Source organism: Rhodococcus sp. MH15, from assembly GCF_019266045.1.
Classification (GTDB): Bacteria; Actinomycetota; Actinomycetes; order Mycobacteriales; family Mycobacteriaceae; genus Rhodococcus_F; species Rhodococcus_F qingshengii.
In genome coordinates this window covers 19,258-43,522 of sequence record NZ_LPNP01000081.1, presented here as the reverse complement: position 1 = coordinate 43,522, position 24,265 = coordinate 19,258, and the positions used below count along the sequence as shown (strand labels likewise).

Sequence of the window (24,265 nt, the reverse complement as noted above, 5' to 3'; positions counted from 1 at the left end):
GGTAGGGCCCCATGCGCCCCCGGACCAGAGGAGCGACGATGTCGGACAATACTTTCGATCTGGAAATCCTGAGTGCCTGGACTACTTTCGAGACTCATCTCGCTCGCTACATCTCCGTGATGGAGGACGACGACACCCTCGTGGTGGAGTCGCATTACGACAGCATGGACGAACTGGCCGACGCACCCGCGTGCATCCAGTTCTTCGCATGGAACCAGACCTCCGTGCGCTGTGAAGTTCCTTCCAACAGGTTTCTGCATCCACTGCGGATGCTCGAACCGGAAGACCATTCAGCGCTGCTCGACATGGGGTTCAACGCTCCCGATCTGTGCGAGCACGAACCCGAGGGCAATGGGTCCATGTCCTTCTACATCGACGTCGACCGCGCTCGTCCCGAGGAGCTGGTGACAAAGGTGTTGCGCGTCTTCCGCGAAATGTGGAGCATTGCGCACCCGTCGTTCCTGCGTGCCAGCACCAGTGGGCGCGAGTCGACGCCGGCGTTCGCCACGACGCCGTCTCACGCTCCCTCGGGTTCGGGCGACATGCTGCGGATCCTGGTCGACGGGGCCGTCGAGCGCCTTCTCGGTCATCCGCCCAAGCGTGACGACGACGGCGACATCCCGCTGGTCCGCGGTGAGCAGGTCACCTATGTTCGTGTCCTCGAGGACGACGAGTACGTAGAGGTGTTCTCGCGGGTCGTGCATTCGGTGGAGAACCCCGAGAACGCTGCTGTAATTCTTGCTCAGCTCAATCGGCAATGGCCGACCATCAAGCTCATTCTCGTCGAGCAGAGTGTGCTGGGCGTGGTCCGCGTGGACGGCGCACCCTTCGTCGCCGAGCACCTGCTGCGGGCTCTGCGCTCGTTCGCCGAACTGGCCGAAGCATCCGACCAACTCGCCGAAGAACTGGGCGGGCAACCCATCCGCGCAACCGGAGACACCGCCTTCAACGACGGCATGGCCTCCGAGCACGAAGATCCCGGTGCCGAATACGAGTCACACGAGTGCCACGAATTTCCGCCGGCTCTCATGGCGCTCCTCGAACTCGACGCAGACGGAACGGGCGAGCTCAGCGCCGAAGAGGTTGCCGTGATCTGTGAGCACGACCGCGACACCATTCTCGACTACCTGCGGATCAGCCAGGAGCAGGAGACTGCCTGGCACGAGGCGTTGACCGAGTCCATCCGCCGCAAGGACGACGACACCGACCTGTGTGCGGGCGAGAAGCGCGCGTGGACGCACGCGATCCGCAACCTCAGGCGCGGACTGCGCGTCGTCGTACTGCCCGCCAAGGATGCAGCGCCCACCCAACTCGGTCTCTTCGACGATCAGGCCTGAGAACCGGAAATCGGGCGCTGCTTGTCAGCCCGGTAGTGGGATGACGATGCCCGGCAGGATCTCGATCTGACGCGGCAACTGGGGGAGCGGCGGTACTTCGATCGGCGGTAGGCCGGGCACCTCGATGGGCGCCGGGGGAGCGACCGCGCCCGTCGTGGGCGTGCCCGTCCCGTCCCCCGAGGTCACGCCGGAGTTCGCGGGAACGCCGGCCTGCCCGCCGATGGGGTCCGGCCACGGAAAGCTCTCCCAGTCGGATCCCTTCAGCGCGCCGTCCATCGTGCTCTTCCAGATGTCCGCAGGCACTCCGGAGCCGTAGATCAAACCACCGTAGGAGTTGGTGATGGCCTGAGCGTCGGAAGTTCCGATCCACACCGCGGTGGACAGCGACGGCGTGTAACCGACCATCCACGCATCCTTGTTCTGGCCCGTGTCACCCAACTGCGCGGTACCGGTCTTGGCTGCAGACGGGCGTCCACCGGCAAGCGCGTGACCGTTCGAGTACGACGCGATCGGCAGCATCGCCTGCGTGACGTTGTCGGCAACGGCAGCATCAAGACGACGCTCACCGGGAGAAACCGGGCGATCGAGCAGGACTTCACCTTCGGCCGTCACGACCTTCTGGATGAAGTGCGGCTGCTGGTACACACCGGAATTGGCGAGCGTCGCGTAAGCGGACGCCATGTCGATAACGCGAGACTGATACTGGCCGAGCACGATTCCGTTCTCCGGCGGACCACCCTCCTGTGTGAGCGTCGGGTAGTCGAGTCCGGGAATGTGCTCGGGGATGCCGGCCAGGTGGGCGGCGTCGGCGATCTTCTGGGGACCGTTCTCCATCGAGAGCATCAACCGGTAGAAGCTGGTGTTCAGCGAACGCTTGAGTGCCTCGGCGATGGTGCATCGACCACAGGATTCGCCGCCGACGTTTCCGATGGTCACACCATTGATCGTGAGCGGTGAACTGTCGAACCGTGCGGACAGCGGAATGTCTTCCATCAATGCTGCGACCAGGCCGAAGACCTTGAACGCTGAACCGGTCTGCAGCGGCGCCTGGGCGTAGTCGAAGCCGGCTCCGTCGTCACCGCCGTAATAGGCGTCGACGCCACCGGTCTTGGGGTCGATGGACACTACTGCGGTCCGCAGGTCTTCCGGCTCGCCCTCGAGATTCCGCCTGACGGCGTTCAGCGCAGCTTCCTGCGCAACCGGGTCGATGGTCGTCGTGATCTGCAGACCAGCGGTGTTCAGCGTCTGATCGCTGATACCGGCCTCGGCCAGTTCCTTGAGTACCTGGGTCTTGATGTGGCCTTCGGGTCCTGGCGCCTGGTTCAGATCGGTCGGCCGATTGGCGGGGGCGACGACCGGGAACTGCATCGCGTCGCGATCCGTCTTGGTCAGGCTGCCCAGTTCCACCATGCCGTTGAGAACGTAGTCCCAGCGCGCTTGCAGCGCGGACAGATTGGTCTCGGGGTCCAGGAACGACGGGCTCTGGATGACGGACGCGAGAACTGCGCCTTCCTCGACACTCAGCTCACTGACCGGCTTGTCGAAGTACGCGTTCGACGCGGCGGCGATGCCGTACGCACCGCGACCGAAGTAGATGGTGTTGAGATACGCGGCAAGAATGTCGTCCTTGGACCATTCGCGCGCCATCTTGGCGGAGATGACGAGCTCACGCAGCTTCCTGTCGATACTGCGCTTGTCACCGACCAAGACGTTCTTCACGTATTGCTGAGTGATCGTCGAACCACCGCCGGCGCTTTCCTTGCCCATCACGTTGTCGCGGGCAGCGCGAGCAAATCCGGAGATCGAGAATCCGGGGTTGGTGTAGAAGTTACGATCCTCCGCCGAGAGCACCGAATCGCGGACGTGAATCGGGATGGCCGACAACGCGACCTCGGTGCGGTTTCCCTCCGCCGGCACTACCTTGCCGAGCACGGTCGTGCCGTCGGCCATGTAGATGGTGGACACCTGATTGGTCTGCATGTCAGAGGGGCGCGGGACGTCGGTCCGGCTGTACGCGACAGCAAAAACCGACGCGGGCACGATGACCATCAGGAGCACGAGCACGTAGATGGTCCGCCGGACGTACCGCCACTTCGAGCGCTGCTTTTTCGCGGGCTTGGCCGACTTGTTCGACCGGGGCGAATTAGCCGACTTGCCCGATCGAGCCGACGACTGATCGCCACCCGTCGCACTCGATCTGTTAGATGGACTCACTCAACACTCCCGGTCGTGGATCCGGACTTACCGGCACCATTCCACCAGGGTGATATCTCGATCAGATAACTCCCGGCAACTGCGATACCGAAATGTCACCCTACCGGGCTGGCTACTCGCGACGTTCTGCTCGGACCGCGTTCCGATATCCGCGGAACGCCAGCCCGAGAGCGACGACGCAACCGAGCAGCACCAAAGACGGCATCACGCCGGGGTCGCCCTTGACGATCGCGACCACAGCGCCGATCAACGCCATGAGGGCGAAGACCGAGATGAAGCCGGCAATCAGCTCCATGCGCTGGGCGCGCGAAGCCCGCCTCATCGAAACCGTGCGCCCGAAGCCCGCATCACGACTTGACGCCGCCTGCGGTCAGACCGGCGATGATGCGTCGCTGGAAGATGAGAACCATGATGACCAGCGGGACCATCACGAGGGTTCCGCCGGCCATGATCGAGGTGTACGGCGTGACGAATGGGTCCGTTCCGGAGAACTTGGCCATCGCCACGGTGACGGGTGCGGTCTTGTCACTCGAGAGTTGGAGCGAGAGCAGGTACTCGTTGACCGTTGCGATGAAGGCGAGAATCGCGGTGGTGAACAGTGCCGGCGCGGCGAGCGGAAGCATGATCAGACGGAAGGCCTGGCCACGGGTGGCGCCGTCGATACGCGCCGCCTCCTCGAGCTCCCACGGAAGCTCGGAGAAGAACGACGTCAGCGTGTAGACCGTCAGCGGCAGCACGAACGAGATGTTCGGGATGATCAGCGCTTTGTAGCTGCCGATCCAGCCGATGTCGGTGAACAACTGGAACAACGGAGTCACGAGGGCGACAACCGGAAACATGGACGCGCCGAGGATGATTCCGGTGACGAAGTATTTGCCACGGAAATCGAAACGCGAGAGCGCGTACGCCGTGAACACGCCGATGACCAAGGCGATCAGCGTGGTCGCGCCAGCGATGATGAGGCTGTTCATCAGTGCACGGGTGAAGTTCACCTTGGCGTCGGGATCGAGCGCCGCGGTGAAGTTGGAGAGCGTGAGATTGGTGGGCCACAGCGACGTCGAGAACGTGTCCGCGGGGTCGCGCAGCGCCGTCACGATCATCCAGTAGCAGGGAGCGAGTCCCCACACGATGATCAGTACGACGCCGATGTAGGTGCCGATCTTGCCGCGTAGTGCCTTGTTCATACCGGCTCCCCCTTCCGCTGCTTTTCCTGCGTGCTGACCGCATTGGCTCCGAGGAATCGGACCAGGATGAAGGCCACAGCGAAGATGATGAGGAACGTGATGGTGGACAGTGCCGACGCCGAATTGGCGCCGACGCGCATCTGATCGACCACCAGAACCGAGATGGTGGAGGTGGCGGGATTGGATCCCATCATGATCGCGGGCAGGTCGTACATGCGCAGCGCGTCCATCGTGCGGAAGAGCACCGCCACCATGAGTGCGGGCTTGACCAGCGGAAGCGTGATCATGCGGAACCGCTGCCACGCCGTCGCACCGTCGACCTTGGCGGCCTCGTAGACGTCGGCGGGAATCATCTGAAGACCCGCGAGGATCAGCAACGCCATGAACGGCGCGGTCTTCCAGACGTCGGCGACGACGATCGCGAATCGCGCCGGCCAGGGGTCCGCCGTCCACAGGATGTTGGTGCCGAGGATCTTGTTGGCAATGCCGTCGTTGGCGAAGATGAAGAACCAGAGCTTCGCGGTGACGGCGGTGGGGATGGCCCAGGGAATCAGCACGGAAGCGCGGAGCAAACCGCGTCCGCGGAACGTCTTGGCCATGATCAACGCCATCGACAGACCGATCACCGTCTCGAGCAGGACGGTGACGACGGTGAAGCCGAACGTATTTCCGATCGACTGCCAGAACTGCGATCCGAGTGTGCCGGGCGGGCAGGGAATCGAGCCGTTGGCGGTGTTGCAGGACTGGGTGATCCAGTTCTTGTAGTTGTCGAACCGCGTGAACTGACCGGTGACGAACATGCCGGTCTCGGGATCGAGCTTCTTGCCGTCGCTGTGCATCGACATCCAGATCGCTCGTCCGAGCGGATACAGAATGATGACGGCGAGAACGATCAGCGACGGTGCGACGAACGCCCACACCGGAACTCGTCGACGCTTCTTCGGCTTGTCGGCCGACGCAGGCGGGGGCGAGGTCGGCGGGGGTGGAGTAGCTGCAAGGTCAGGCAGAACCTTGGTCAGGGATGTCCCTGCTGCCTCGGATGCCGACGGCTCTTCTAGCGGTTCCGGTGCACGGTGTCTCCCACCAACGCCCGAACGGTCGGGACCGGTTGAACCGGCCCCGACCGTGGGGTTGGTAGGCACAGCCGCGGAAGGATCCTGCGGTTCTGCCATTGCTTATTGCTCCTGGTAGATCAGTTACCGGCGGTTTCGATGCCGGCCTTGGTGTCCGCCAAAGCCTGCTCGACGGTCTTCTCGCCGCGAATAGCAGCGTAGGTGTTGTCGGAGATCGACTTCGACACCTGCGTGTAGTACGGCGTGACGGGGCGCGGCTGAGCGGTGGCGAGTGCTTCCTTCAGGGTCGCGAAGTACGGGAACTGAGCGAGCACTGCCGGATCGTCGTAGACAGCCGAGAGGACGGGTGCGCCGCCGACCTCGGTGAAGTACGTCTGCGACTTCTTGGTCTGCATGAACTCGAGGAAGTCACGAGCCGTGGCGGGTGCGTCCGAGTACGCGCTGATGCCGACGTTGTAGCCGCCGACGGTCGAAGCGCCCGGTCCGTCGACACCCGGAAGAACGGTGTAGCCGTACTTACCGGCAACCGAGGTCTTCTCACCGTCGACCGAGAAGCCGGACCACGTGCGCATGAAGAGTGCCTTGCCGTCGCCGAACGCGGTCTGCGACTCGCCCTCGGAGTAGGTCAGCGCTTCCTGCGGGATCGTGTTGTCGGCGAAGTTGTCGACGATCGACTGAACGCCTGCCTTCGTCTTGTCGTCGATGGCCGGGGTGAGTCCGTCCGGGCCGACCCACGGGCCGTCGAAGGCGTTGGTGATCTCGGTGGTGTTGACCGTCAGGCCCTCGTAGTTCTTGAACTGACCGATGTAGCAGGAGATGCCGGCTTCGACAGCCTTCGGGCAGTTTTCCTTGAGCTCGGCCCACGTGGTGGGGGCCTTCTCGACGAGGTCCTTGCGGTAGTACAGGAATGCGGCGTTGGTGTTCTTCGGCGCTGCGTAGAGCTTGCCGTTGTAGGTGCCCGAAGCGACGGTCGACGGCAGGAGGCCGGACTCGTCGATCGCGAGGTCACCCTCGAGCGGCAGCAGCCAACCGTTTGCGGCGAACTGAGCGGTGTTGACGACGTCGACGCCGATGAGGTCGTACTCGTCGCTCTTGGCCTGCATGCGCTGGGTGATGTCGTCGACCTGCGCGTTGGCTTCCTTCGCCAGCGGCTTGAGCGTGACCTTCTCGTCCGGATGCTCGGCATTCCAGTCGGAGATGATGTTTTCGAGCGCCTCGTTCAGGGCATCCTGCCCCTCGACGATCGTGATGGGTCCGCGGCCTTCGCTCGAGGACGATCCCCCGGATGCGGCCGTGGTGCTGGTTCCGCTGTCCTTGTCCGAATCGGACGAACAGCCTGCCAGTACCAGCATGGACGCTGCCGTGGCTGCAATTGCAGCGCGGCGCATCGCCTTCGAGTTCAGAACCATGGATTCGCTCCCCGTATGTGTATGACAAATAGACGGTCACCGAGAGCCTGCTCACGGCATGCGCCATGAGTGCCGGCTCCCGGCATCGGCCCCTACTGTGGCACGAGACACCCCTACTTGTGGGTATTACGCCGAACCTGAATCGGTCATGTGTCGTTTGACAGGTCGACCTAACCCAGGCGACGCCCGTCGGTGGTGGCAAAAATGTGCACCTTCTCGGGGTCGACGCGCAGGTTGACGCGCTCGCCCTTCTGCGGCGGATTGCGCCAGTCACCACGCGAGACGATCTGCTGCAACCGTCCGCCGATCGTGGTCCGGCCGTAGACGTAGGCGTCCGAGCCCAGTTCCTCGACGACGTCGACCTCCATCGGCAGGCCTTCGGCTGCGATCTCGAGGTGCTCGGGGCGAATACCCAGAACAACCTCGGTTTCGACGACGCCGTTCATCGTCTCGCGCGGAACCGGAACGATCCCGTCACCGAATGCGACGCCGCCGTCGACGACGGGGAGGGTGAAGAGGTTCATCGCGGGTGAACCCATGAAGCCGGCGACGAAGACGTTCTTCGGCTTGTTGTACAGCTCGCGCGGCGAGGCGCACTGCTGCAGGATTCCCTTTTCGAGGACGGCCACGCGGTCACCCATCGTCATGGCCTCGACCTGGTCGTGGGTCACGTAAACCATCGTCGTCGCGAGGCGTCGTTGCAGCTGAGCGATCTGCGTACGTGTCTGCACACGGAGTTTCGCGTCGAGGTTCGAGAGCGGCTCGTCCATCAGGAAGACCTGCGGCTGGCGAACGATGGCGCGGCCCATCGCCACTCGCTGACGCTGGCCACCGGACAGCGCCTTGGGCTTGCGATCGAGGTACGGCTCGAGATCGAGCATCTTCGCGACCTCTTCGACGCGGGCGCGGATCTCCGTCTTGTTGGTTCCGGCGAGCTTGAGCGCAAAACCCATGTTCTCGGCCACCGACATGTGCGGGTACAGCGCGTAGTTCTGGAAGACCATCGCGATGTCGCGCTCTTTCGGCTCCTGACCGGTGACGTCGCGGTCGCCGATGAGGATGCGTCCGCTGTGGACGTCTTCGAGCCCGGCGAGCATGCGCAGGGTGGTCGACTTTCCGCAGCCGGAGGGTCCGACGAGGACGAGGAACTCGCCGTCCTCGATCTCGAGGTCGAGCTTGTCCACTGCCGGAGTGTTCGATCCGGGGAACAGGCAGGTGGTGCTCTCGAAAGTCACTGAAGCCATGACGGGGTTGATCCCTTCTACCGGCAGGAACGTGCCGGACGATCCAAGTTGAGGGTGAGCGTGTGCGCTAGCAGCATAAACGTCCGTGTCGGCGCGCGAGCGTAGTCTTTCACGGTGAGTTCGGAGAAGATGCTGACCCGCATCGGTGCGCTGCTTCGCCAAGCGGAGTCCACCGACAATCCACACGAAGGTGAAGCCTTCATGGCTGCCGCTCAGCGGTTGGCCACCAGTTCCGCGATCGACCTGGCGGTCGCGCGTGCGCATACCGCGTCTTCGGAAAAGCGTGCGACGCCCACTCAACGGCTCATCACCATCGGCGAACCGGGCAAGCGCGGACTGCGAACGTACGCCCAGTTGTTCATCGCGATCGCCGCTGCCAACGACGTGCAATGCGACATCGCGCAGACGTCGGCCGTCATCTACGCCTACGGCTTCGCCGGCGACATCGACGTGTGCGAGGCCCTGTATTCGAGCCTGCTCTTCCAGATGGTGCGTGACTCCGATGCCTACGTGCGTTCCGGGGCGTACCGCGGCGAAACGTCCGTGCGGACCGTCGTCGAAACTCGTGGACGACGACGCGTCAGCACGCAGGTCCGCAAGCCGGTGGCCGGAGTGACGGCGCGCCTGAACTTCCAGATGGCGTACGCGTCCCGCATCGGCGCTCGGTTGGCCGAGACGAAGCAGGAGACGGAGAAGACCGCGATCGCAGAATCTGCCACGTCGTCTTCCGAAGCCGCACTCGTGCTGCGTAACAAGGAAATCGAGCTGAAGGACTACTACTCGTCCAACTCCAAAGCGCGTGGGACGTGGCGGGGCGGCGGCCGCGCAAGCGCCGGGCATTCCTCACATGCTCGACGAGCGGGTGATCGGGCGGCGCGCTCCGCACGTCTGGGGAACCTTCCGGAGATCGGCGGGGTGCGCGGGCAGCTGGACTCGTGAGGGATACGCAGCGGAGCGCCGTCTACGAGGCAGAGACGATGGTGCGCACCATGTTCGATCGCGCCGACCAGCGTGGACTTCGGAGCGTCGAGGTCATGGGTTCCACCATCACGTTGCCGGTCGAGCGCAAATTCGGTTCCGTGGAGTCGGTCCAGGCGTACTGCGATCAGCTACTCGGGCTGAATTGGGTACGGGAGACCTGGACTCGCGCAACCATTCCGGTGTCCGTACGCTCCCGCGGCGGCAATGCCGCCGCTCACTACTCGAACGACGTCATCGCCGTCCCGGACGACCGTGACGGCCGGTGGGCGCTACGCGAATTCGTTGTCTTGCACGAACTTGCGCACCACCTCGGCGACCCCGCCTCCGACGAGGCTTCCCACGGGCCCGAGTTCGTCGACCGCTACACGAGCCTTGTCGGCGAGATCATCGGACCCGAGGCAGCCTTCGTTCTTCGAGCGATGTTCCTTGCCGGTGGTGTTCGAACGGACTAGATGTCAGCCCTCGGCGAACCCGGTGGTGTCCGTACCGGTCGGCTGGAATACTCGGCCTATGGATGCGCCGCGCAGACTGGTCCTGGTCAAGGGTGAGTCGGAACTCCCCGATCCGGCTGTTGCCGTGCGCAAACCCCCACTGATTCGTGAAGCCTACGGACGAGTGCTGCGGGAGGTTCGACGCGATCAGGACCGAACTCTCGACGACGTAGCCGCAAAGGTCGGGATGTCGAAGCAATACCTCTCCGAGATCGAACGGGGCAAGAAGGAACCGTCGTCGGAAATTCTGCGCGCAATCTGCGAAGCGCTCGGGATGCCGCTCGAGCATCTACTGTTCCGAGCGGGCAACCGGATCGTTGCGCTCAACTCCCTCACCTTCGGGCACTCTCCCGCACCGATCTCGGGTCCCGTCCTGATGGCGGCCTAGTCAGTTCCCTTCGATGAGGGTGTCAGCCAGTCCGTAGGAGATAGCGTCGTCGGCGGTGAAGATCCTGTCGCGATCGGTGTCCTTACGGAGCCGCTCGACGCTCTGACCGGTGTGCTTACTCAGAATCGCCTCGGTCTGCTCCCGGATTCTCAGGATCTCGGCTGCTTGAAGCGCGAGGTCCGAGATGGTGCCGCTACCTTGCGTCGACGGTTGGTGCAGCAGCACCCGCGAATGGGCAAGAACATGCCGATGGCCTGGAGTGCCGGCAGCCAGAATCACTGCAGCAGCCGAAGCCGCTTGACCCATGCAGTACGTGGAAATCGTCGGTTTCAAGAACTGCATGGTGTCGTAGATCGCGAGCATCGCCGTGGTGGAACCGCCGGGAGAGTTTATGTACAAACCGATTTCACGATCCGGGTTGTCGGCTTGCAGATGCAGCATCTGAGCCATCACGACGTTGGCGACGCCGTCGTCGATCTCTGTGCCGAGAAACACGATGCGCTCGTTGAGCAGCCTGCTGAAGATGTCGAAAGATCGCTCACCCGTTGGTGTTCGCTCGATGACACTGGGAATCGTGTACTGGGACATGACGTCACAATCCGATCTTGGGGAAGGTAGCTTGCGGTGCTATCTCGGCGAAGGACGTCACGACGCGGTCGACGATTCCGTACTCACGCGCCTGCTCGGCGGTGAACCAGCGATCCCGATCGCTGTCGGTCTCGATCTCTTCGACGGTCCGGCCCGTTTCGGCGGCGAGGATTTCCTGCGATTGACGCTTCATCAGCTCGAGGCTCTCGGCCTGGATCGCAATGTCCACCGCAGTGCCACCGATACCTGCCGAAGGTTGGTGCATCATGATGCGGCTGTGCGCCAGGCTGATTCGCTTGCCGTGGGTGCCGGAGCAGAGGAGCACCTGGCCCATGCTGGCCGCGAAGCCCATCGCGACCGTCACGACGTCATTGGGGATGAGCTTCATCGTGTCGTAGATGGCCAGGCCGGCAAACACCGATCCGCCAGGTGAATTGATGTAAAGCACGACGTCGCGCTTGGGGTCGGTGGTGGCGAGGAGCACCAGTTCCGAACACACACGTTCGGCCATGGCGTCGTTGACCTCGCCGGTGAGCAGAATGGTTCGCTGTCGGAAGAGCCTGTCTGTCAACAGGTCACGGTAGCCGGTATCGGTGGGCGCTTCAGTAGTCATGAATCCATTCCTACCGGCGCGGCAGTGCCGCGGCCCCGCCTGTCTGCTGTGGGCAGACCACCCCTGTTTTTACCCGCCCCCCTGTTTGACTGCCGCCTTTTTTGCCTGCCCCCCCTTTCTGAGCGAACGGCACGTTCAGTCGATCTAAGGCGCCGAAAGTACCGTTCGCTCGAAAAGGGGTGGGCACAAGATCGGGCAAACCCGTCACCGACGGCGGCGGTAGCGGTACCGCGCACACCCGGCCATGATGGGAGAAGACAACCATTCCTCTCGTCAGGAGCGTGGCATGACTCGTCCGGTACGCATCGGTGTTCAACTCCAACCCCAGCACGCACCCGATTACGGGTTGATACGCGACGCCGTCTTGCGGTCCGAGGACGCCGGGGTGGACATCGTCTTCAACTGGGACCACTTCTACCCGTTGACCGGCGATCCCGACGGCGCACACTTCGAATGCTGGACCATGCTCGGCGCCTGGGCCGAGCAGACCGAACGCGTCGAGATCGGCGCCCTGGTCACCGGTGGTGGCTACCGCAATCCGGATCTGCTGGCCGACATGGCGCGAACCGTCGACCACATCAGCGGTGGGCGCCTGATCCTCGGTATCGGTGCCGGCTGGTTCGAGAAGGACTACGACCAGTTCGGATACGACTTCGGCACTCCCGGTTCACGGCTGAAACTGCTTGGCGAATACCTCCCCCGCATCACGGGCCGCCTGGCGAAGGGCAACCCGCCGCCGACGCGCAACATCCCGGTCCTCATCGGCGGTGGCGGCGAGAAGAAGACCCTGCGCTTGGTCGCCGAGTACGCCGACGTCTGGCACAGCTTCGGCGACCGTGAGACACACCTGCGCAAGTCAGACATCCTCTCCGACCACTGCGCCGACGTGGGCCGGAACCCGCTGGAAGTAGAGCACTCGGTTCCGTGGCCTGGGCTCGAAAATGCAGCCGACCTGGTCGCCGACGGTGTCTCGCTCTTCACCGTCGGCGTCAGCGGACCGGACTACGACCTCACGACGCTTGCCGAGGCCATCGGTTGGCGCGACGACAACACACCGCCTGCGTTGAGCGGGCTGGCCTGAGCGGTACCAAGGACTTCGTCGTTGTCGGCGCCGAGAACGGGCGGCGCCGACGTCAGACGTGGCCTCTGGCCGGAGAAGTTGACCGGGAAGGCCACTTGCTTCAACGGTCCGAGCGTCGGATGGTCGACGGTTCCGACCATGCCGAGCGCGGCAGTGTGGGGATCGGAGTAGATCTCGTCGAGATGCCGGATCGGTGAGACCGGTACGGCGCGTTCGGCGAGAAGAGCGCACCAGTGTTCGACGGTCTCCGATGCGAAGGCGCTGGTGAGTTCTCGTTCCAGACTCTCGCGGTTCTCCACCCTGTCGCGGTTGTGGGCAAAACGCGGATCGGTGACCAGTTCACTCCTTCCGATGGCCTCGCACAGCGACGCCCACATCGCGTCGTTGCCGACAGCGACGACGAAGTACCCGTCGCTGGCAGGAAATGCTTGATACGGAGCAAGATTCGGATGACCGGAGCCCAACGCAGTCGGGCGCTCACCGGTGGCGAAGTAACTGGTCGCCCAGTTCACGTGCATCGCGAGTTGGCACTCGTACAGCGACGTGGTCACGTACTGTCCGCGTCCGGTCCGGCCTCGTTCGACCAACGCGGCCAGGACACCGACCAGTCCGAACAGCGCTGCGCCCAAGTCTCCCAACGCAAACCCCGATTTCATCGGAGCACCACCCTGTTCACCGGTGAGCGACATGAGCCCACCCGCGGCCTGCGCGATCATGTCGTACCCCGGTTCGTCGCGCAGCGGTCCTTCCTCACCGAAGGCAGAGATGTGCAGGGTGATCAGATGCGGATATCGCTCGGACAGTGCCTGGTAGTCGAAGATCTTCTGTAATCCGCTGCCCGGCTTGAAGTTCTCCACGACTACGTCGGTCTCTTCGAGCATGCGGTGGATGATCTCCTGTCCTTCGGTGGACTTGAGGTCGATCGTGACCGACTTCTTACCGCGGTTGATCGCGAGGTAGTAGGCGGCATCTACCCCGACGAAGGGAGGCCCCCACGAACGCGTGGGGTCGCCGCCTTCAGGGTGTTCGATCTTGGTGACGTCGGCTCCGAGATCGGCAAGCGACATGGTTGCGTACGGCCCGGCAAGGATCTTCGACAGATCGAGCACGCGGACACCGGCCAAGGGTGCGGGTCCTGTTGGAGAATTCACCGATGACCTCCTGCTACGGAGAGGAACTCGGCTATGACGTCACGTGCATCATCCAGCTCGACCTCACCGCCGTCGGTGATCACGTCGAGATTGCCGAGTGCAGCCGACGGCACCTTCCCGGCAAGACCGGCCAGGTAGGAATTAGCCACCAGCAGTGACCGGTACCCATTACCGTGTCGGATGCCGTGATCCGCAAGATCGAAAAGCAGGGTCGCCATGACGGCACGAGCCAACTCGTCGGCATACTTTGCGCTGGCGGCCTGGGCGGCATCGTCAGATCCGGAGATCAGACGATCTCCTTCCTCTACCAGTTCCTCCCAGCGCCGCAACAGAACTCCGGCACCGGCTTCGCAATCCGGTCCGACGGTGGACAGGATGTCCGTCATCGCTCCCGCGACGGTGCGGTGCGAGTTGAACTTGCGTAGGCACCGAAGTACGTCCAGCGCAATGACATTGCTCGACCCTTCCCAGATCGATCCGAGGTGAGCGTCCCGGACGAGCCGCGCGTTGACCCATTCCTCGATGTACCCGTTTCCTCCGCGGACCTCCATGGCCTCGCCGGTGACCACCCGCGCGCGTTTGCAGACAAAGTGTTTGGCGATCGGCGTCAGTACCCTGATCAGCGCGCGCGCCTGTTCGTCCCCTCCGTCTGCAGCCTGAAGACACTGTGCGCTGTACGCGACCAGGGCCAGCGAAGCCTCGGCATCGAGTGCAAGGGGAAGAAGTGTCGCCCGCATCAGCGGCTGGTCGAAGAGCCTCTTACCGAACACGACTCGGCTCTTCGAATGTTCGACGGCTTCACGGACTGCTCGGCGCATGAGAGCGCTCGAACGCATCGCATTGGAGAGGCGAGACGTGTTGACCATCTCCGCCATCTGGCGGAACCCTCGATCGAGTTCACCGACCTGGAGTGCGTGCGCGCGGTTCAGCGTCACCTCGCCGCTCGGCATGGAACGCGTACCCAGCTTGTCCTTGAGACGATCGATCGTGAGGTTGTTGCGCTCGCCGGATCGCAAGGTCTTGGGCACCATGAACATTCCGACTCCACGCGTCGAACCATCCTGTCCGCCCGGGAATCTTGCGAGGGTGATGATCACATCGGCATCCGGGTTGGAGGCGAACCACTTCTTGCCCGTCAGAACCCATCCGTCACCGTCGCGCTCGGCGCGTGTTTCGGTGCAGGCGATGTCGGTGCCTGCCTGAATCTCGGTCATGAACATCGCACCCGTCTTCGCCTGATCGGGGTCCGTCGACGTCAACGCGTCGATCCAGGGCGAGAACACGGCCGGATCACCGAACATACGCAGGGTCCGCGCAGCAGCATCTGTCATCGACACCGGGCAGGCCAGCCCGAACTCGGCCTGCACGAAGATGTACGACGCGAGGTACTTCGCGAGTGGCGGATGCACGGAGTCCCATCCGTGCAACCCTTTTCGGTGCGACATGGCGGACAGGCCGTACTCGTTGTACGCCGCCCGGCACAGTTCCAGGTAGGCCGGGTGATAGGAAATCCGGTCGACGCGGTCACCGGCCTTGTCGAATTGCTGCAGCACCGGCGGGTTCTTGTCTGCAATGTCGGCAAGCTCGGACAAACGGCCGGCGGCATCTCGGCCCAGTCGGTCGAGCAATCCGTTCAACGTCTCTCGGTCCGCCCCGGCGGTCCATCTGTCCACTACCGCTGCCAGAGCGGGGTCGATGTGTGCAAAGTTCATCAGTGGTCAACGCCTTTCAGGGTGGAAGCATCGGTCATGTTCGAGGAGCTCGTCGAATCCGGCCCTTGCGCGTGCAGCGCACTCCTGCGCAACAAAGCCGTCATACAGACAAGGGAGAGAACGACATACACGAGCCCTAGAGCTACGACCGGCCAGATCGAGTTGGTTCGCGTCAGCAGATACTGGCTGACCATCGGGGCCGTTCCGGCAAATACGGCGGTCGACAATTGGTACGACAGAGAGATGCCGGTATACCGAACATTGGTGGGGAAAACCTGCGCCAGGATGCCGGCCAACGCGGCGTAATACATTGCGTGAGGCGCCGTCGCGAGGACCATCCCCAGAATCGCCAAGGGCACGGAGCCCGTCTGAACCAGCACGAACATCAGTGGTAGGAGCACGATCTCCGGAAGCAGCATCCAACGGACCGCTTTCGACGGATCGATCCGCGTGGCCAGCACAGCGCCGAAAGGCTGTACGAGCGCCTGGGCTACCAGTGCCACGGTGATCACGAGGAGGAAGTCACTGCGCTCGAAGCCGAGATCCGTTGTCGCCCAGGAGAGCGCAAAGGTTGTCTTGACGTACGTGATGGCAACACCGGCAACCACAGCGCCGACGCCGAGAGCAAGTTCGACGGGATGCGAACGCAACACTTCGACCAGCGGCATCCGTGTACGTTCCTGTGCCGCAACAGCCTTCTTCATCTCGGGTGTCTCGGAGATGTGCAGTCGGATGTAGAGAGCGACGATCACCAAAGCTGCGGATCCGAGGAACGGCAGACGCCAACCCCACGACTCGAACACGGAATCCGACATCAACGTCAGGCCGAGGAAGGCCAGCGTCGCGAGCAGGTTGCCGACCGGTGAACCCTGCTGCGCAAACGCACCGTAGAGCACCTTTCTCTTCGGGGGAGCGAACTCTGTGGCGATCAATACGGCGCCACCCCATTCGCCGCCCATGGCAATGCCCTGGAGAACACGCAGTGCCACAAGCAGTATCGGTGCCCAGATCCCGATCTGGGAGTACGTAGGGAGGAGGCCGACACCGACGGTTCCCAACCCCATGAGCGCGAGGGTGATGATCACGGCGTTCTTGCGACCGAACTTGTCTCCGAAATGACCGAACACCACTCCGCCGACCGGACGAGCCACGAATCCCACGGCAAAAGTCGCGAAGGCTGCGAGTGTCCCCACCGCCGGCGACGCATCCGGGAAGAACAGCGGGCCGAGCACCAAGGCGGATGCGGTTCCGTAGATGTAGAAGTCGAACCATTCGATGGTCGTTCCGACAAACGCCGTGATTCCGGCCTTGCGTGCCTGTTTGGTGTTGTATTCAGGCGGATTGGTGTCTTGACCTGGGTTTTGATCCACGGTTCTCCCTGATTCTCGCGTCGGGCATCACCAAGGGATGCAATGTGAGGCGTGAATCACTATCGTCCGAAATCCATGTAGAGTCCAAGACTTAGTTCGACTCATTTATGTGGGAGAACCACATAATGAAGACCGGGAGGAGCGACATGGAATTGCGTCAGCTGCGCGCGTTTCTCGCAGTCGCCGACGAACTTCATTTCGGCCGGGCCGCCGAGCGACTCCACATCGGGCAGTCCCCGCTCAGCCAGACCATTCGGGCGCTCGAGCGCGAACTCGGCACCGACCTGTTCGTCCGGACCACCAGATCAGTGCAACTGACCGCAGCCGGCGAAGCCTTGGTCACGCCCGCACGAATCATCGAAGCGCAGATCGCCGTGGTACGAGAAATCGCATCGGCCGCGTCGACTGGCGAGACGGGCCGTGTCACAGTGGGTTTCGGCGGAACAGGCGGCTACACCGTCCTATCGGCCCTCACACGGTCCTTGGCCGACTCCCATCCGGGAATCGAACTGGAACTACGGCCGCAGATGTACTCGGGTGAGGTGCTCGACGCTCTCCGACGCGGAGCACTGGACATGGGCATAGTCGGCCTGCCCATTCCGCGCGGATTCGAGACTCACACTGTGCGGGAGGAAACCTTGATGGTCGCGGTTCCGGCCAGGCATCACCTCGGTACGCATGACTCGGTGTCACCGGAAGACCTGGCAACCGAACGATTCGTGATGTATCCCGCCGAGCACGGCTCGGTGGTGCGCGATGCAACGTTGTCCGTTTGCGCCACAGCAGGTTTCACGCCCACCATCGCACACGAAGCCCCCGATCCGTACAGCCTGTTGGCCATGGTCGGAGCGGGGGTCGGGATCGCCGTCGTCGTGGAGTCGACGGCGCATCTGTCCATGGACGGGGTCGTGTACCTGCCGATCGCCGGGGCCACGCCCACGCTGAAAATCGCGATGGCATGGCGACCCAACAATCCGACGCCGGCAGTACACACCGTCACCAGGGTACTGAGGGAGCAGCCTTAGGCTCTCGCGAGAATTCCGGCGAAATCTGTTCCCACAGGCAGAGTTCCGTACTCGTGACCACGGTCGGCGCTGAGGCGAGCGGCAATGAACGCATCGGACGAGGCGGCCGGGGAGTGGCGCACCATGAGCGAAGCCTGCAGTGCCAACGCCATAGCCTCGACGACGGTCCGAGCGCGGAGTTGAGCGTCGGCAGGTGCCATCGTGGCGAGCTCACCGAGTTGGCGTCGTACCCGATCGAGGTGCTGATCGAGGACCGGGTTGTTGCCGCGGGCGAGGTTGATCTCGTGGTCGAAGGCGGCAACGGAGTCGGGTTCATGGGTCATCGCGCGCAGGACGTCGAGCGCGATGACGTTGCCCGACCCCTCCCACACGGCCATGACGGGCTGCTCACGGTAGCGACGGGCAAGCGGGAAGTCCTCGGTGTAACCGTTGCCGCCCAGGCACTCGAGGGCTTCGTAGGAGTGGTGCGGGCCGCGCTTGCAGATCCAGTACTTCGCAACAGCCGTCGCGAGTCGGCGGAACGCCTTTTCCTGCTCATTCGCGTCCTCGTCCTGCGCACGGGCCAATCGCAGTGCGGTGATGGTCGCGGCTTCGGATTCGAGAGCCAGATCGGCAAGCACCGAGGTCATCGCCGGCTGATCTGCCAGGACGGCACCGAAAGCGCTGCGGTGCCGTGCGTGCCACACCGCTTCGGCGACCGACTGACGCATACCTGCCGTGCTGCCGAGGATGCAGTCGAGTCGCGTCTGGGACACCATTTCGATGATGGTCCGCACGCCACGTCCCGGTTCGCCGATCATGGTGCCGACGGTGCCGTCGAGCTCGATCTCGGACGACGCGTTGGACTTGTTGCCCAGCTTGTTCTTCAGACGCTGGATGCGGAAGACGTTGCGTGTGCCGTCGGGCAGGATGCGGGGGAGAAGGAAGCAGGAAAGTCCCTCGCCGGCAGCACCTTCGGCCTGAGCGAGAACCAGGAAGGCGTCGGACATCGGCGCGGAGCAGAACCACTTGTGTCCGGTGAGGAGGTAGTCCGCACCCGGGCCGCCACGTCCGGCCGGCTTGGCGATGGTCGTGTTGGCTCGCACGTCGGAGCCACCCTGCTTTTCCGTCATCGACATTCCGAAGATCGCGGATGCCTTTCCGGGAGCATCCAACTCGGGGGTGTAACTCCGAGAAAGGGCACGCGGGGTCCAGATGGCGGCTACATCGGGTTGCAGCTCGAGCGAGGGGATCACAGCGTGCGTCATGGAGATCGGGCACGCGTGGCCCGGTTCGACCTGGGAGAAGAGCATGAATGCCGCGGCCCGAGCCACGTTGGCACCCGGCTTCGGGTCAGCCCAGGCAGAGGTGTGAGCACCGTGCGCAACGGCGGCAGAGATGATCCGGTGATACGACGGATGGTATTCGACCTCGTCGATGCGGTTTCCCCAGCGATCGAAGGTCTTCAATTCGGGGATCACCGTGTTGGCCAGCTCGGCGTCGTGCTGGAACCCGGCACTGCCGACCAGTTCACCGATATCGGTGAGTTCACTGGTGGCCCAATCGGCGTCGTGACGCGCGACGCCTTCGGCTAGGACCGTATCGAGCAGGAACTCGTTGACGTCCGTGCGCGGTACCGACTGGTTGAGCACTGCATGGGTGCGATGCGGAGCCGGGTGGGTGACGGTCTTCTCGGAAATATCAGTCATGACAGGCCTTTCAGCTCGCTGCGCGGATGAGGTGCTTCTGGATCTTGCCGGTCGGTGTACGCGGAAGAATCGTCGCGAACAACACTTCACGCGGAATCTTGTAGCGCGCCAACTTGTCCGAGAGGTAGTCCTTGATGTCGTCGGCGCTGATGACATCCGGTTCACGCCAGACGACGTGCGCGACGACGGTCTCGCCCCATTCTTCGTTGGGTTTTCCGACAACGGCGACGTCGACGACGTCCGGGTGGCCGGAGATCACGTCCTCGACCTCCTTGGAGTAGACGTTCTCGCCGCCCGTGATGATCATGTCCTTCGCGCGGTCGACGATGAAGAGGTAACCGTCCGCATCCTTGCGCGCCAGATCGCCGGTGCGATACCAACCGCCGTCGGCAAAAGCAGCCTTCGTGGCAGCGGGGTCGTCGAGGTACCCCTGCATGACGGTGTCGGCGCGCAGCCAGATCTCACCGATCTGATCGGGCTCCGCGTCGGTGCCGTCATCGGCAACCAGGCGCAGGTCGACGCCGGCCAGCGCGACGCGGCCGATCGAGCCCGCCTTGCTCAACTGCTCTTCGGGGTACAGCACGGTGCCCACTGGCCCGGTCTCGGTCATGCCGTAGACCTGCCGGAATTCGGTGGTGCCGTACGACTCCACCAGTCGCCGAGCGACATCCGCGCCGATCGGTCCCCCGCCGTACAACCACGCACGAACGCTTCCGAGGTTGTAGTCGGCAAAGTTCGGCACGAGGTTGAGTGCAGTGGTGTAGATGACCGGCGGGCCGAAGCAGAGGGTAATGCGTTGTTCCTGAACTGTTTCCAGGAATTTGACGGGATGGTACTCGCGCAGCAGCACGACGGTTCCGCCCATGTAGAGCATGGACATGAACCAGTTGTTGAGCGGGGAAGCGTGCCAGATCGGGACGGCCATGAGCAGTCGCTCGTCCCGAGTCGTCGACACGGCGAGGGCCGCGGTGACGGCAACACCGACGACGTTGCGGTGGCTGTGGACGCAGCCCTTGGGCGAGCCGGTAGTCCCCGAGGTGTAGAGGATTTCGGCCGGATCGTTCTCGTCGATGTCGATACCGTCAACGCCGTCCTGGCGGGTGATGGCGTCGTCGAAGAAGTCGAAACCGTCTGCGACAGAGTCCGTGCTGATCAGCTTGGCCGTTGTCTCCAGTCGACCGACAACCGGCGCCAACTCACCGTCGAAGACGCACACCGACACCTTCGCGTGTCCCAGCACGTAGGCAACTTCCGGAGTCTGCATCTTGTGGTTGATGGGGACCACGACGGCGCCCAAGCGCCAGGCACCGAGCATCGCGTACACGAATCCCGGAGTGTTGTAACACATCAGCGCGACGCGGTCGCCCGGCTGCACGCCCAGCGACTGCAAATAGCCTGCGGCGCGTCGACTTCCGTCCTGAACCTGGGAGTACGTGTGATCGTGACCGTCGAATATCAGGAAGGGTTTGTCCGGGGTCTTGGTGACGTTGCTGTCGAATACGCGAACGATATTCATCGAAGTCCTTGTCGGAGAATCACGCTCGAAGAGAGTTCATTCCATCGAGCTGTTGAGTACGGCGTCGGGTATCTGGAGGGTGGCGAAGATGACGGCAACCGCCTCCTCGAGGGAGTAGCCGAAGCTCTCGCCGGTGGCAGTCTTCTGGATGACGAGGCCGAAGATCGCAGACCAGAAGGCCTTGGACTCGACGTCGATGCCCGCGCGCAGCTGCCAGCCGGTGCGGATCAAGGTACGGAGGAGGGCGGTTTCGCCCGAGGAGTGCAGAGTGCGAAGCGTTTCGGAGATCAGGTCGCGGAGTTCACCACGACGACCCGTCATCATCATCGCTTCCACGAAGAGTTCGACGCTGGGAGCGCCCGAGCCCAGGAGGGATCCGACCAGCTTCTCGGTGTAATCGCCGACCGTGTCGGCGTCGGCGGCATCGACCTCGGCACGCTTGCCTGCGCGCAGAACGGCCGCGCACGCCACCTCGACGAAGAGCTTTTCTTTGGAGCCGTAGTAGTAGGTCACCTGGTTGGGATGGGCGCCGGCGGCCGTGCAGATCTGCGCGATGGAGACGCTGTCGCCGTGCTCGAGGAACAGCTCGGTTGCGGCGTTGAACAGCGCCATGCGCGTCTGCTTGCCCGACTCACGCGTCGCGCGCGCTGCGGGAACTGCCTCGGTGGCCATCACGAACTCCTACTTGTTTGTACGACAAACAATAACTCGGCGTTGTTTGTATGGCAAACAATTTCTTCCCGACGCGATGACATGTCGACTTCTATCGACATGTCTGATGTGCGGGATTACTCTCTGAACATCGAGCACCCGAGAACTTCGGCTTTTCTGCGAGGAGGCGCCCTGCAATGCTCGCGCGATCCGGCTTCTCCCTGCCCACACGCACGACTCTCACGGGCGACTGGGCAGATTTGTTGCGCGAGCATTTTGTCGCGCTCGACGTATCCGATATCGGAGACGGCGATCGATTCAGCGGGGCCGTCCACTCGGCCCAACTCGCACACGTTCGGGTATCCGCAGTTCAATCGATGGAACAACGAATAGTCCGTAGCAACAGCCTCATCAAAAGCGACGGCGCGGACTATCTGCAGATCGGGATGATCCGCCGCGGTAGCGCGGTAGTGCGCCAAGACGACCGCGAATGCGTCCTGCGACGTGGCGACTACGTCCTGTACGACACCACGCGCCCCTTCGATTGGCAGATCGAGGGACACGCACACGACGGCATCTGGGGACTCGAGGTGTTCACCTGGCCACGGTCGTACCTGTCGCTCAGCGACGCGGAGGTCACGAGCCTGACCGCCATCGCCTTCGACGGACACGCGGGCCTGAGTGGCCTGCTCGGTCGCTTTCTTCACGATCTTGCCTCCGTCCGCATGACGTCCGACGCAAGCGGAGACGAAGAGGAAGTCGTCAACGAGATCGGCAACCTGGTCAAGTCCGTTCTTCACACAACTGCGCGACCGATCACCTCGCGGCGAACCAGCCTCTACGAATCCGCCCTGTCGGTCATAGACGCCCGCATCGCAGACCCGGCCCTGTCTCCGGTGGACATCGCGGGATCGGTCAAAGTCTCCATTCGGCAGTTGCACCGAGCCTTCGCCGAACACGGCACGACGGTGTCACGGTCGATTCGCAGCCGTCGACTCGACGGTTGCCGTCGTGAGATCGTGCAACGACACGGAGTAGAGCGGTCGCTGACCCAGATTTCTCACCGCTGGGGATTCACCGACCTGGCCGCCTTCAGTCGAGCCTTCAAGGCGGAATTCGGGATCAGCCCGCGGCGGTACCGGTCGCAAGCAGCGGCCCCCACAAGTACTACCCGCTGATCTGTAACATCTTCGGACACTTACCCATTGAACATGGTGTTCAAAATTTTCTGTCGCCGAAGCGTATCCACAATTCTTGGCACGGTAGGCCAAGCATCGGGCGCTGACGGCCAAGTTTGCTCGGCTGAGCGGGCGTAGATTTTCGGCACGGCGTTGCCAAGTGCCAGGCACCCGATTCGACCACCTACATCACAGGGAGCACTCATGGAATCTGCAATCGGCGAACACCTTCAATGCCCGCGCACTCTGACCAGGCGGGTCCCGGATACCTATACGCCACCGTTTCCCATGTGGGTCGGGCGCGCAGACGACACATTGCACCAGGTCGTGATGGGCTATCTCGGCGTGCAGTTCCGCGGCGAGGATCAGCGCCCGGCAGCACTGCGGGCGATGCGGGATATCGTCGCCGGCTTCGACTTGCCGGACGGACCGGCACACCACGATCTCACCCATCACATCGACAACCAGGGCTACGAGAACCTGATCGTGGTCGGTTACTGGAAAGATGTTTCTTCCCAACATCGTTGGAGCACATCACCTCCAGTGTCCTCCTGGTGGGAGTCCGAAGACCGCCTGTCGGACGGATTGGGGTTCTTCCGCGAGATCGTGGCACCGAGAGCCGAACAATTCGAAACGCTCTACGCGTTCCAAGACGACCTCCCCGGGGTGGGAGCTGTCATGGACGGTGTCAGCGGCGAAATCAACGAGCACGGCTACTGGGGTTCGATGCGCGAGCGGTTTCCGATCTCCCAAACCGACTGGATGCAGGCCTCGGGCGAACTGCGGGTCGTCGCCGGTGACCCCGCCGTAGGTGGACGCGTAGTAGTGCGGGGACACGACAACATCGCACTGATCAGGTCCGGGCAGGACTGGGCCGACGCGGAAGCAGACGAGCGCAGCCTCTACCTGGACGAAATCCTGCCCACTCTTCAATCGGGCATGGACTTCCTCCGCGACAACGGCTCGGCCGTCGGGTGCTACAGCAACCGATTCGTACGCAATATCGACATCGACGGAAACTTCCTCGACTTGAGCTACAACATCGGCCACTGGGCCTCCCTCGACCAACTCGAACGGTGGTCGGAATCCCACCCGACCCATCTACGGATCTTCACGACGTTCTTCCGGGTGGCCGAGGGCCTGTCGAAATTGCGTCTCTACCATGAGGTCTCGGTATTCGATGCCGCCGATCAGCTCTACGAGTACATCAATTGCCATCCCGGGACCGGAATGCTGCGCGACGCGGTGATCACCGCCGAGCACTGACCGAAGTCGCCGGCAATCTTCGGCCACATTCTTTCCCTCGGAGGCAACTCGAGATATGTTGACGGGTGTCGACATATCTCAGTAGAGACCATCGAGGAAGCGCGG

At 63.0% G+C, this 24,265-nt stretch carries 22 protein-coding genes; 8 read left to right on the top strand and 14 right to left on the bottom strand.

The genetic code is table 11. The annotated features are described in order from the left end of the window. Positions 1 to 38: 38 nt before the first annotated feature. Positions 39 to 1,337, top strand: coding sequence for a hypothetical protein (locus tag ATN37_RS29330; protein ID WP_063315383.1), 1,299 nt, complete (start codon positions 39 to 41; stop codon positions 1,335 to 1,337). A gap of 24 nt (positions 1,338 to 1,361) precedes the next feature. On the opposite strand, the gene ATN37_RS29325 is transcribed toward ATN37_RS29330, so the two are convergent. The 6 genes from ATN37_RS29325 to ATN37_RS29300 all read right to left on the bottom strand — a co-directional run bounded on the left by ATN37_RS29325 (position 1,362) and on the right by ATN37_RS29300 (position 8,461). Further along, a complete protein-coding gene (locus tag ATN37_RS29325; RefSeq protein WP_050655947.1) occupies positions 1,362 to 3,551 on the bottom strand; it encodes a transglycosylase domain-containing protein in 2,190 nt (729 codons plus the stop codon). 112 nt (positions 3,552 to 3,663) lie between these two features. Then, complete coding sequence (locus tag ATN37_RS29320) at positions 3,664 to 3,873, bottom strand: hypothetical protein (protein ID WP_019746112.1); 210 nt, start codon at positions 3,871 to 3,873, stop codon at positions 3,664 to 3,666. A 25-nt stretch (positions 3,874 to 3,898) separates the two neighbouring features. Further along, positions 3,899 to 4,735: a carbohydrate ABC transporter permease gene (locus ATN37_RS29315; protein ID WP_003946046.1), complete on the bottom strand. Its 837-nt coding sequence runs from the start codon at positions 4,733 to 4,735 to the stop codon at positions 3,899 to 3,901. Continuing rightward, a complete protein-coding gene (locus ATN37_RS29310; RefSeq protein ID WP_218696014.1) occupies positions 4,732 to 5,907 on the bottom strand; it encodes a carbohydrate ABC transporter permease in 1,176 nt (391 codons plus the stop codon). The genes ATN37_RS29315 and ATN37_RS29310 overlap by 4 nt, the downstream gene beginning before the upstream one ends. Before the next feature lie 20 nt (positions 5,908 to 5,927). Continuing rightward, positions 5,928 to 7,217: an ABC transporter substrate-binding protein gene (locus ATN37_RS29305; RefSeq protein ID WP_007735225.1), complete on the bottom strand. Its 1,290-nt coding sequence runs from the start codon at positions 7,215 to 7,217 to the stop codon at positions 5,928 to 5,930. 170 nt (positions 7,218 to 7,387) lie between these two features. Continuing rightward, positions 7,388 to 8,461 carry an ABC transporter ATP-binding protein gene (locus ATN37_RS29300; RefSeq protein WP_003946073.1) on the bottom strand — a complete coding sequence of 358 codons (1,074 nt, stop codon included), beginning with the start codon at positions 8,459 to 8,461 and terminating at the stop codon, positions 7,388 to 7,390. Between the two features lie 114 nt (positions 8,462 to 8,575). On the opposite strand from ATN37_RS29300, the gene ATN37_RS29295 reads away from it, so the two are divergent. From ATN37_RS29295 to ATN37_RS29285, 3 genes are read left to right on the top strand one after another with little or no spacing between them, the layout of a single operon-like run. After that, entirely contained in the window at positions 8,576 to 9,400 is an 825-nt protein-coding gene (locus ATN37_RS29295) for a DUF2786 domain-containing protein (RefSeq protein WP_218696013.1), read from the top strand. Then, positions 9,397 to 9,894, top strand: a complete 498-nt coding sequence (locus ATN37_RS29290) for a TIGR04338 family metallohydrolase (protein WP_083058478.1) — start codon at positions 9,397 to 9,399, stop codon at positions 9,892 to 9,894. The genes ATN37_RS29295 and ATN37_RS29290 overlap by 4 nt, the downstream gene beginning before the upstream one ends. Positions 9,895 to 9,952: 58 nt before the next feature. After that, the gene (locus ATN37_RS29285; protein ID WP_003946041.1) at positions 9,953 to 10,321 is read left to right on the top strand and encodes a helix-turn-helix domain-containing protein; all 369 of its coding nucleotides are present in this window, start codon (positions 9,953 to 9,955) and stop codon (positions 10,319 to 10,321) included. On the opposite strand, the gene ATN37_RS29280 is transcribed toward ATN37_RS29285, so the two are convergent. Further along, entirely contained in the window at positions 10,322 to 10,909 is a 588-nt protein-coding gene (locus ATN37_RS29280; protein ID WP_218696012.1) for an ATP-dependent Clp protease proteolytic subunit, read from the bottom strand. It abuts the gene before it with no gap. 4 nt (positions 10,910 to 10,913) lie between these two features. After that, complete coding sequence (locus ATN37_RS29275; RefSeq protein ID WP_007735229.1) at positions 10,914 to 11,522, bottom strand: ClpP family protease; 609 nt, start codon at positions 11,520 to 11,522, stop codon at positions 10,914 to 10,916. 286 nt (positions 11,523 to 11,808) lie between these two features. Between ATN37_RS29275 and ATN37_RS29270 the strand changes: the two genes are divergently transcribed. After that, a complete protein-coding gene (locus ATN37_RS29270; protein WP_030537640.1) occupies positions 11,809 to 12,603 on the top strand; it encodes an LLM class F420-dependent oxidoreductase in 795 nt (264 codons plus the stop codon). On the opposite strand, the gene ATN37_RS29265 is transcribed toward ATN37_RS29270, so the two are convergent. From ATN37_RS29265 to ATN37_RS29255, 3 genes are read right to left on the bottom strand one after another with little or no spacing between them, the layout of a single operon-like run. After that, on the bottom strand, positions 12,525 to 13,754 hold the full coding sequence (locus tag ATN37_RS29265; protein ID WP_218696011.1) for a CaiB/BaiF CoA-transferase family protein: 1,230 nt from the start codon (positions 13,752 to 13,754) through the stop codon (positions 12,525 to 12,527). The two genes, ATN37_RS29270 and ATN37_RS29265, sit on opposite strands and share 79 nt — an antisense overlap. Continuing rightward, on the bottom strand, positions 13,751 to 15,466 hold the full coding sequence (locus ATN37_RS29260; RefSeq protein WP_218696010.1) for an acyl-CoA dehydrogenase family protein: 1,716 nt from the start codon (positions 15,464 to 15,466) through the stop codon (positions 13,751 to 13,753). Before ATN37_RS29260 ends, ATN37_RS29265 begins: the two co-directional genes overlap by 4 nt. Next, positions 15,466 to 16,836 (bottom strand): MFS transporter, encoded by a 1,371-nt coding sequence (locus ATN37_RS29255; RefSeq protein ID WP_218696009.1) that lies wholly within the window; start codon positions 16,834 to 16,836, stop codon positions 15,466 to 15,468. The genes ATN37_RS29260 and ATN37_RS29255 overlap by 1 nt, the downstream gene beginning before the upstream one ends. Positions 16,837 to 16,982: 146 nt before the next feature. Here ATN37_RS29255 and ATN37_RS29250 point away from each other — a divergent pair, with 146 nt between their 5' ends. Then, the gene (locus tag ATN37_RS29250; RefSeq protein ID WP_030537644.1) at positions 16,983 to 17,861 is read left to right on the top strand and encodes a LysR family transcriptional regulator; all 879 of its coding nucleotides are present in this window, start codon (positions 16,983 to 16,985) and stop codon (positions 17,859 to 17,861) included. Here the strand turns inward: ATN37_RS29250 and ATN37_RS29245 are convergent. Genes ATN37_RS29245 through ATN37_RS29235 form a run of 3 tightly spaced genes read right to left on the bottom strand, consistent with a single transcriptional unit; the run spans position 17,858 to position 21,737 of the window. After that, positions 17,858 to 19,549, bottom strand: a complete 1,692-nt coding sequence (locus tag ATN37_RS29245) for an acyl-CoA dehydrogenase family protein (RefSeq protein WP_218696008.1) — start codon at positions 19,547 to 19,549, stop codon at positions 17,858 to 17,860. The two genes, ATN37_RS29250 and ATN37_RS29245, sit on opposite strands and share 4 nt — an antisense overlap. 10 nt (positions 19,550 to 19,559) lie before the next feature. Continuing rightward, on the bottom strand, positions 19,560 to 21,065 hold the full coding sequence (locus ATN37_RS29240) for a class I adenylate-forming enzyme family protein (protein ID WP_218696007.1): 1,506 nt from the start codon (positions 21,063 to 21,065) through the stop codon (positions 19,560 to 19,562). A gap of 36 nt (positions 21,066 to 21,101) precedes the next feature. Beyond that, positions 21,102 to 21,737 carry a TetR/AcrR family transcriptional regulator C-terminal domain-containing protein gene (locus ATN37_RS29235; RefSeq protein WP_030537647.1) on the bottom strand — a complete coding sequence of 212 codons (636 nt, stop codon included), beginning with the start codon at positions 21,735 to 21,737 and terminating at the stop codon, positions 21,102 to 21,104. A 176-nt stretch (positions 21,738 to 21,913) separates the two neighbouring features. Here ATN37_RS29235 and ATN37_RS29230 point away from each other — a divergent pair, with 176 nt between their 5' ends. Further along, on the top strand, positions 21,914 to 22,894 hold the full coding sequence (locus tag ATN37_RS29230) for a helix-turn-helix domain-containing protein (protein ID WP_047270147.1): 981 nt from the start codon (positions 21,914 to 21,916) through the stop codon (positions 22,892 to 22,894). A 204-nt stretch (positions 22,895 to 23,098) separates the two neighbouring features. Beyond that, positions 23,099 to 24,160, top strand: coding sequence for a phenylacetaldoxime dehydratase family protein (locus ATN37_RS29225; RefSeq protein ID WP_050655939.1), 1,062 nt, complete (start codon positions 23,099 to 23,101; stop codon positions 24,158 to 24,160). Positions 24,161 to 24,265 lie beyond the last annotated feature (105 nt).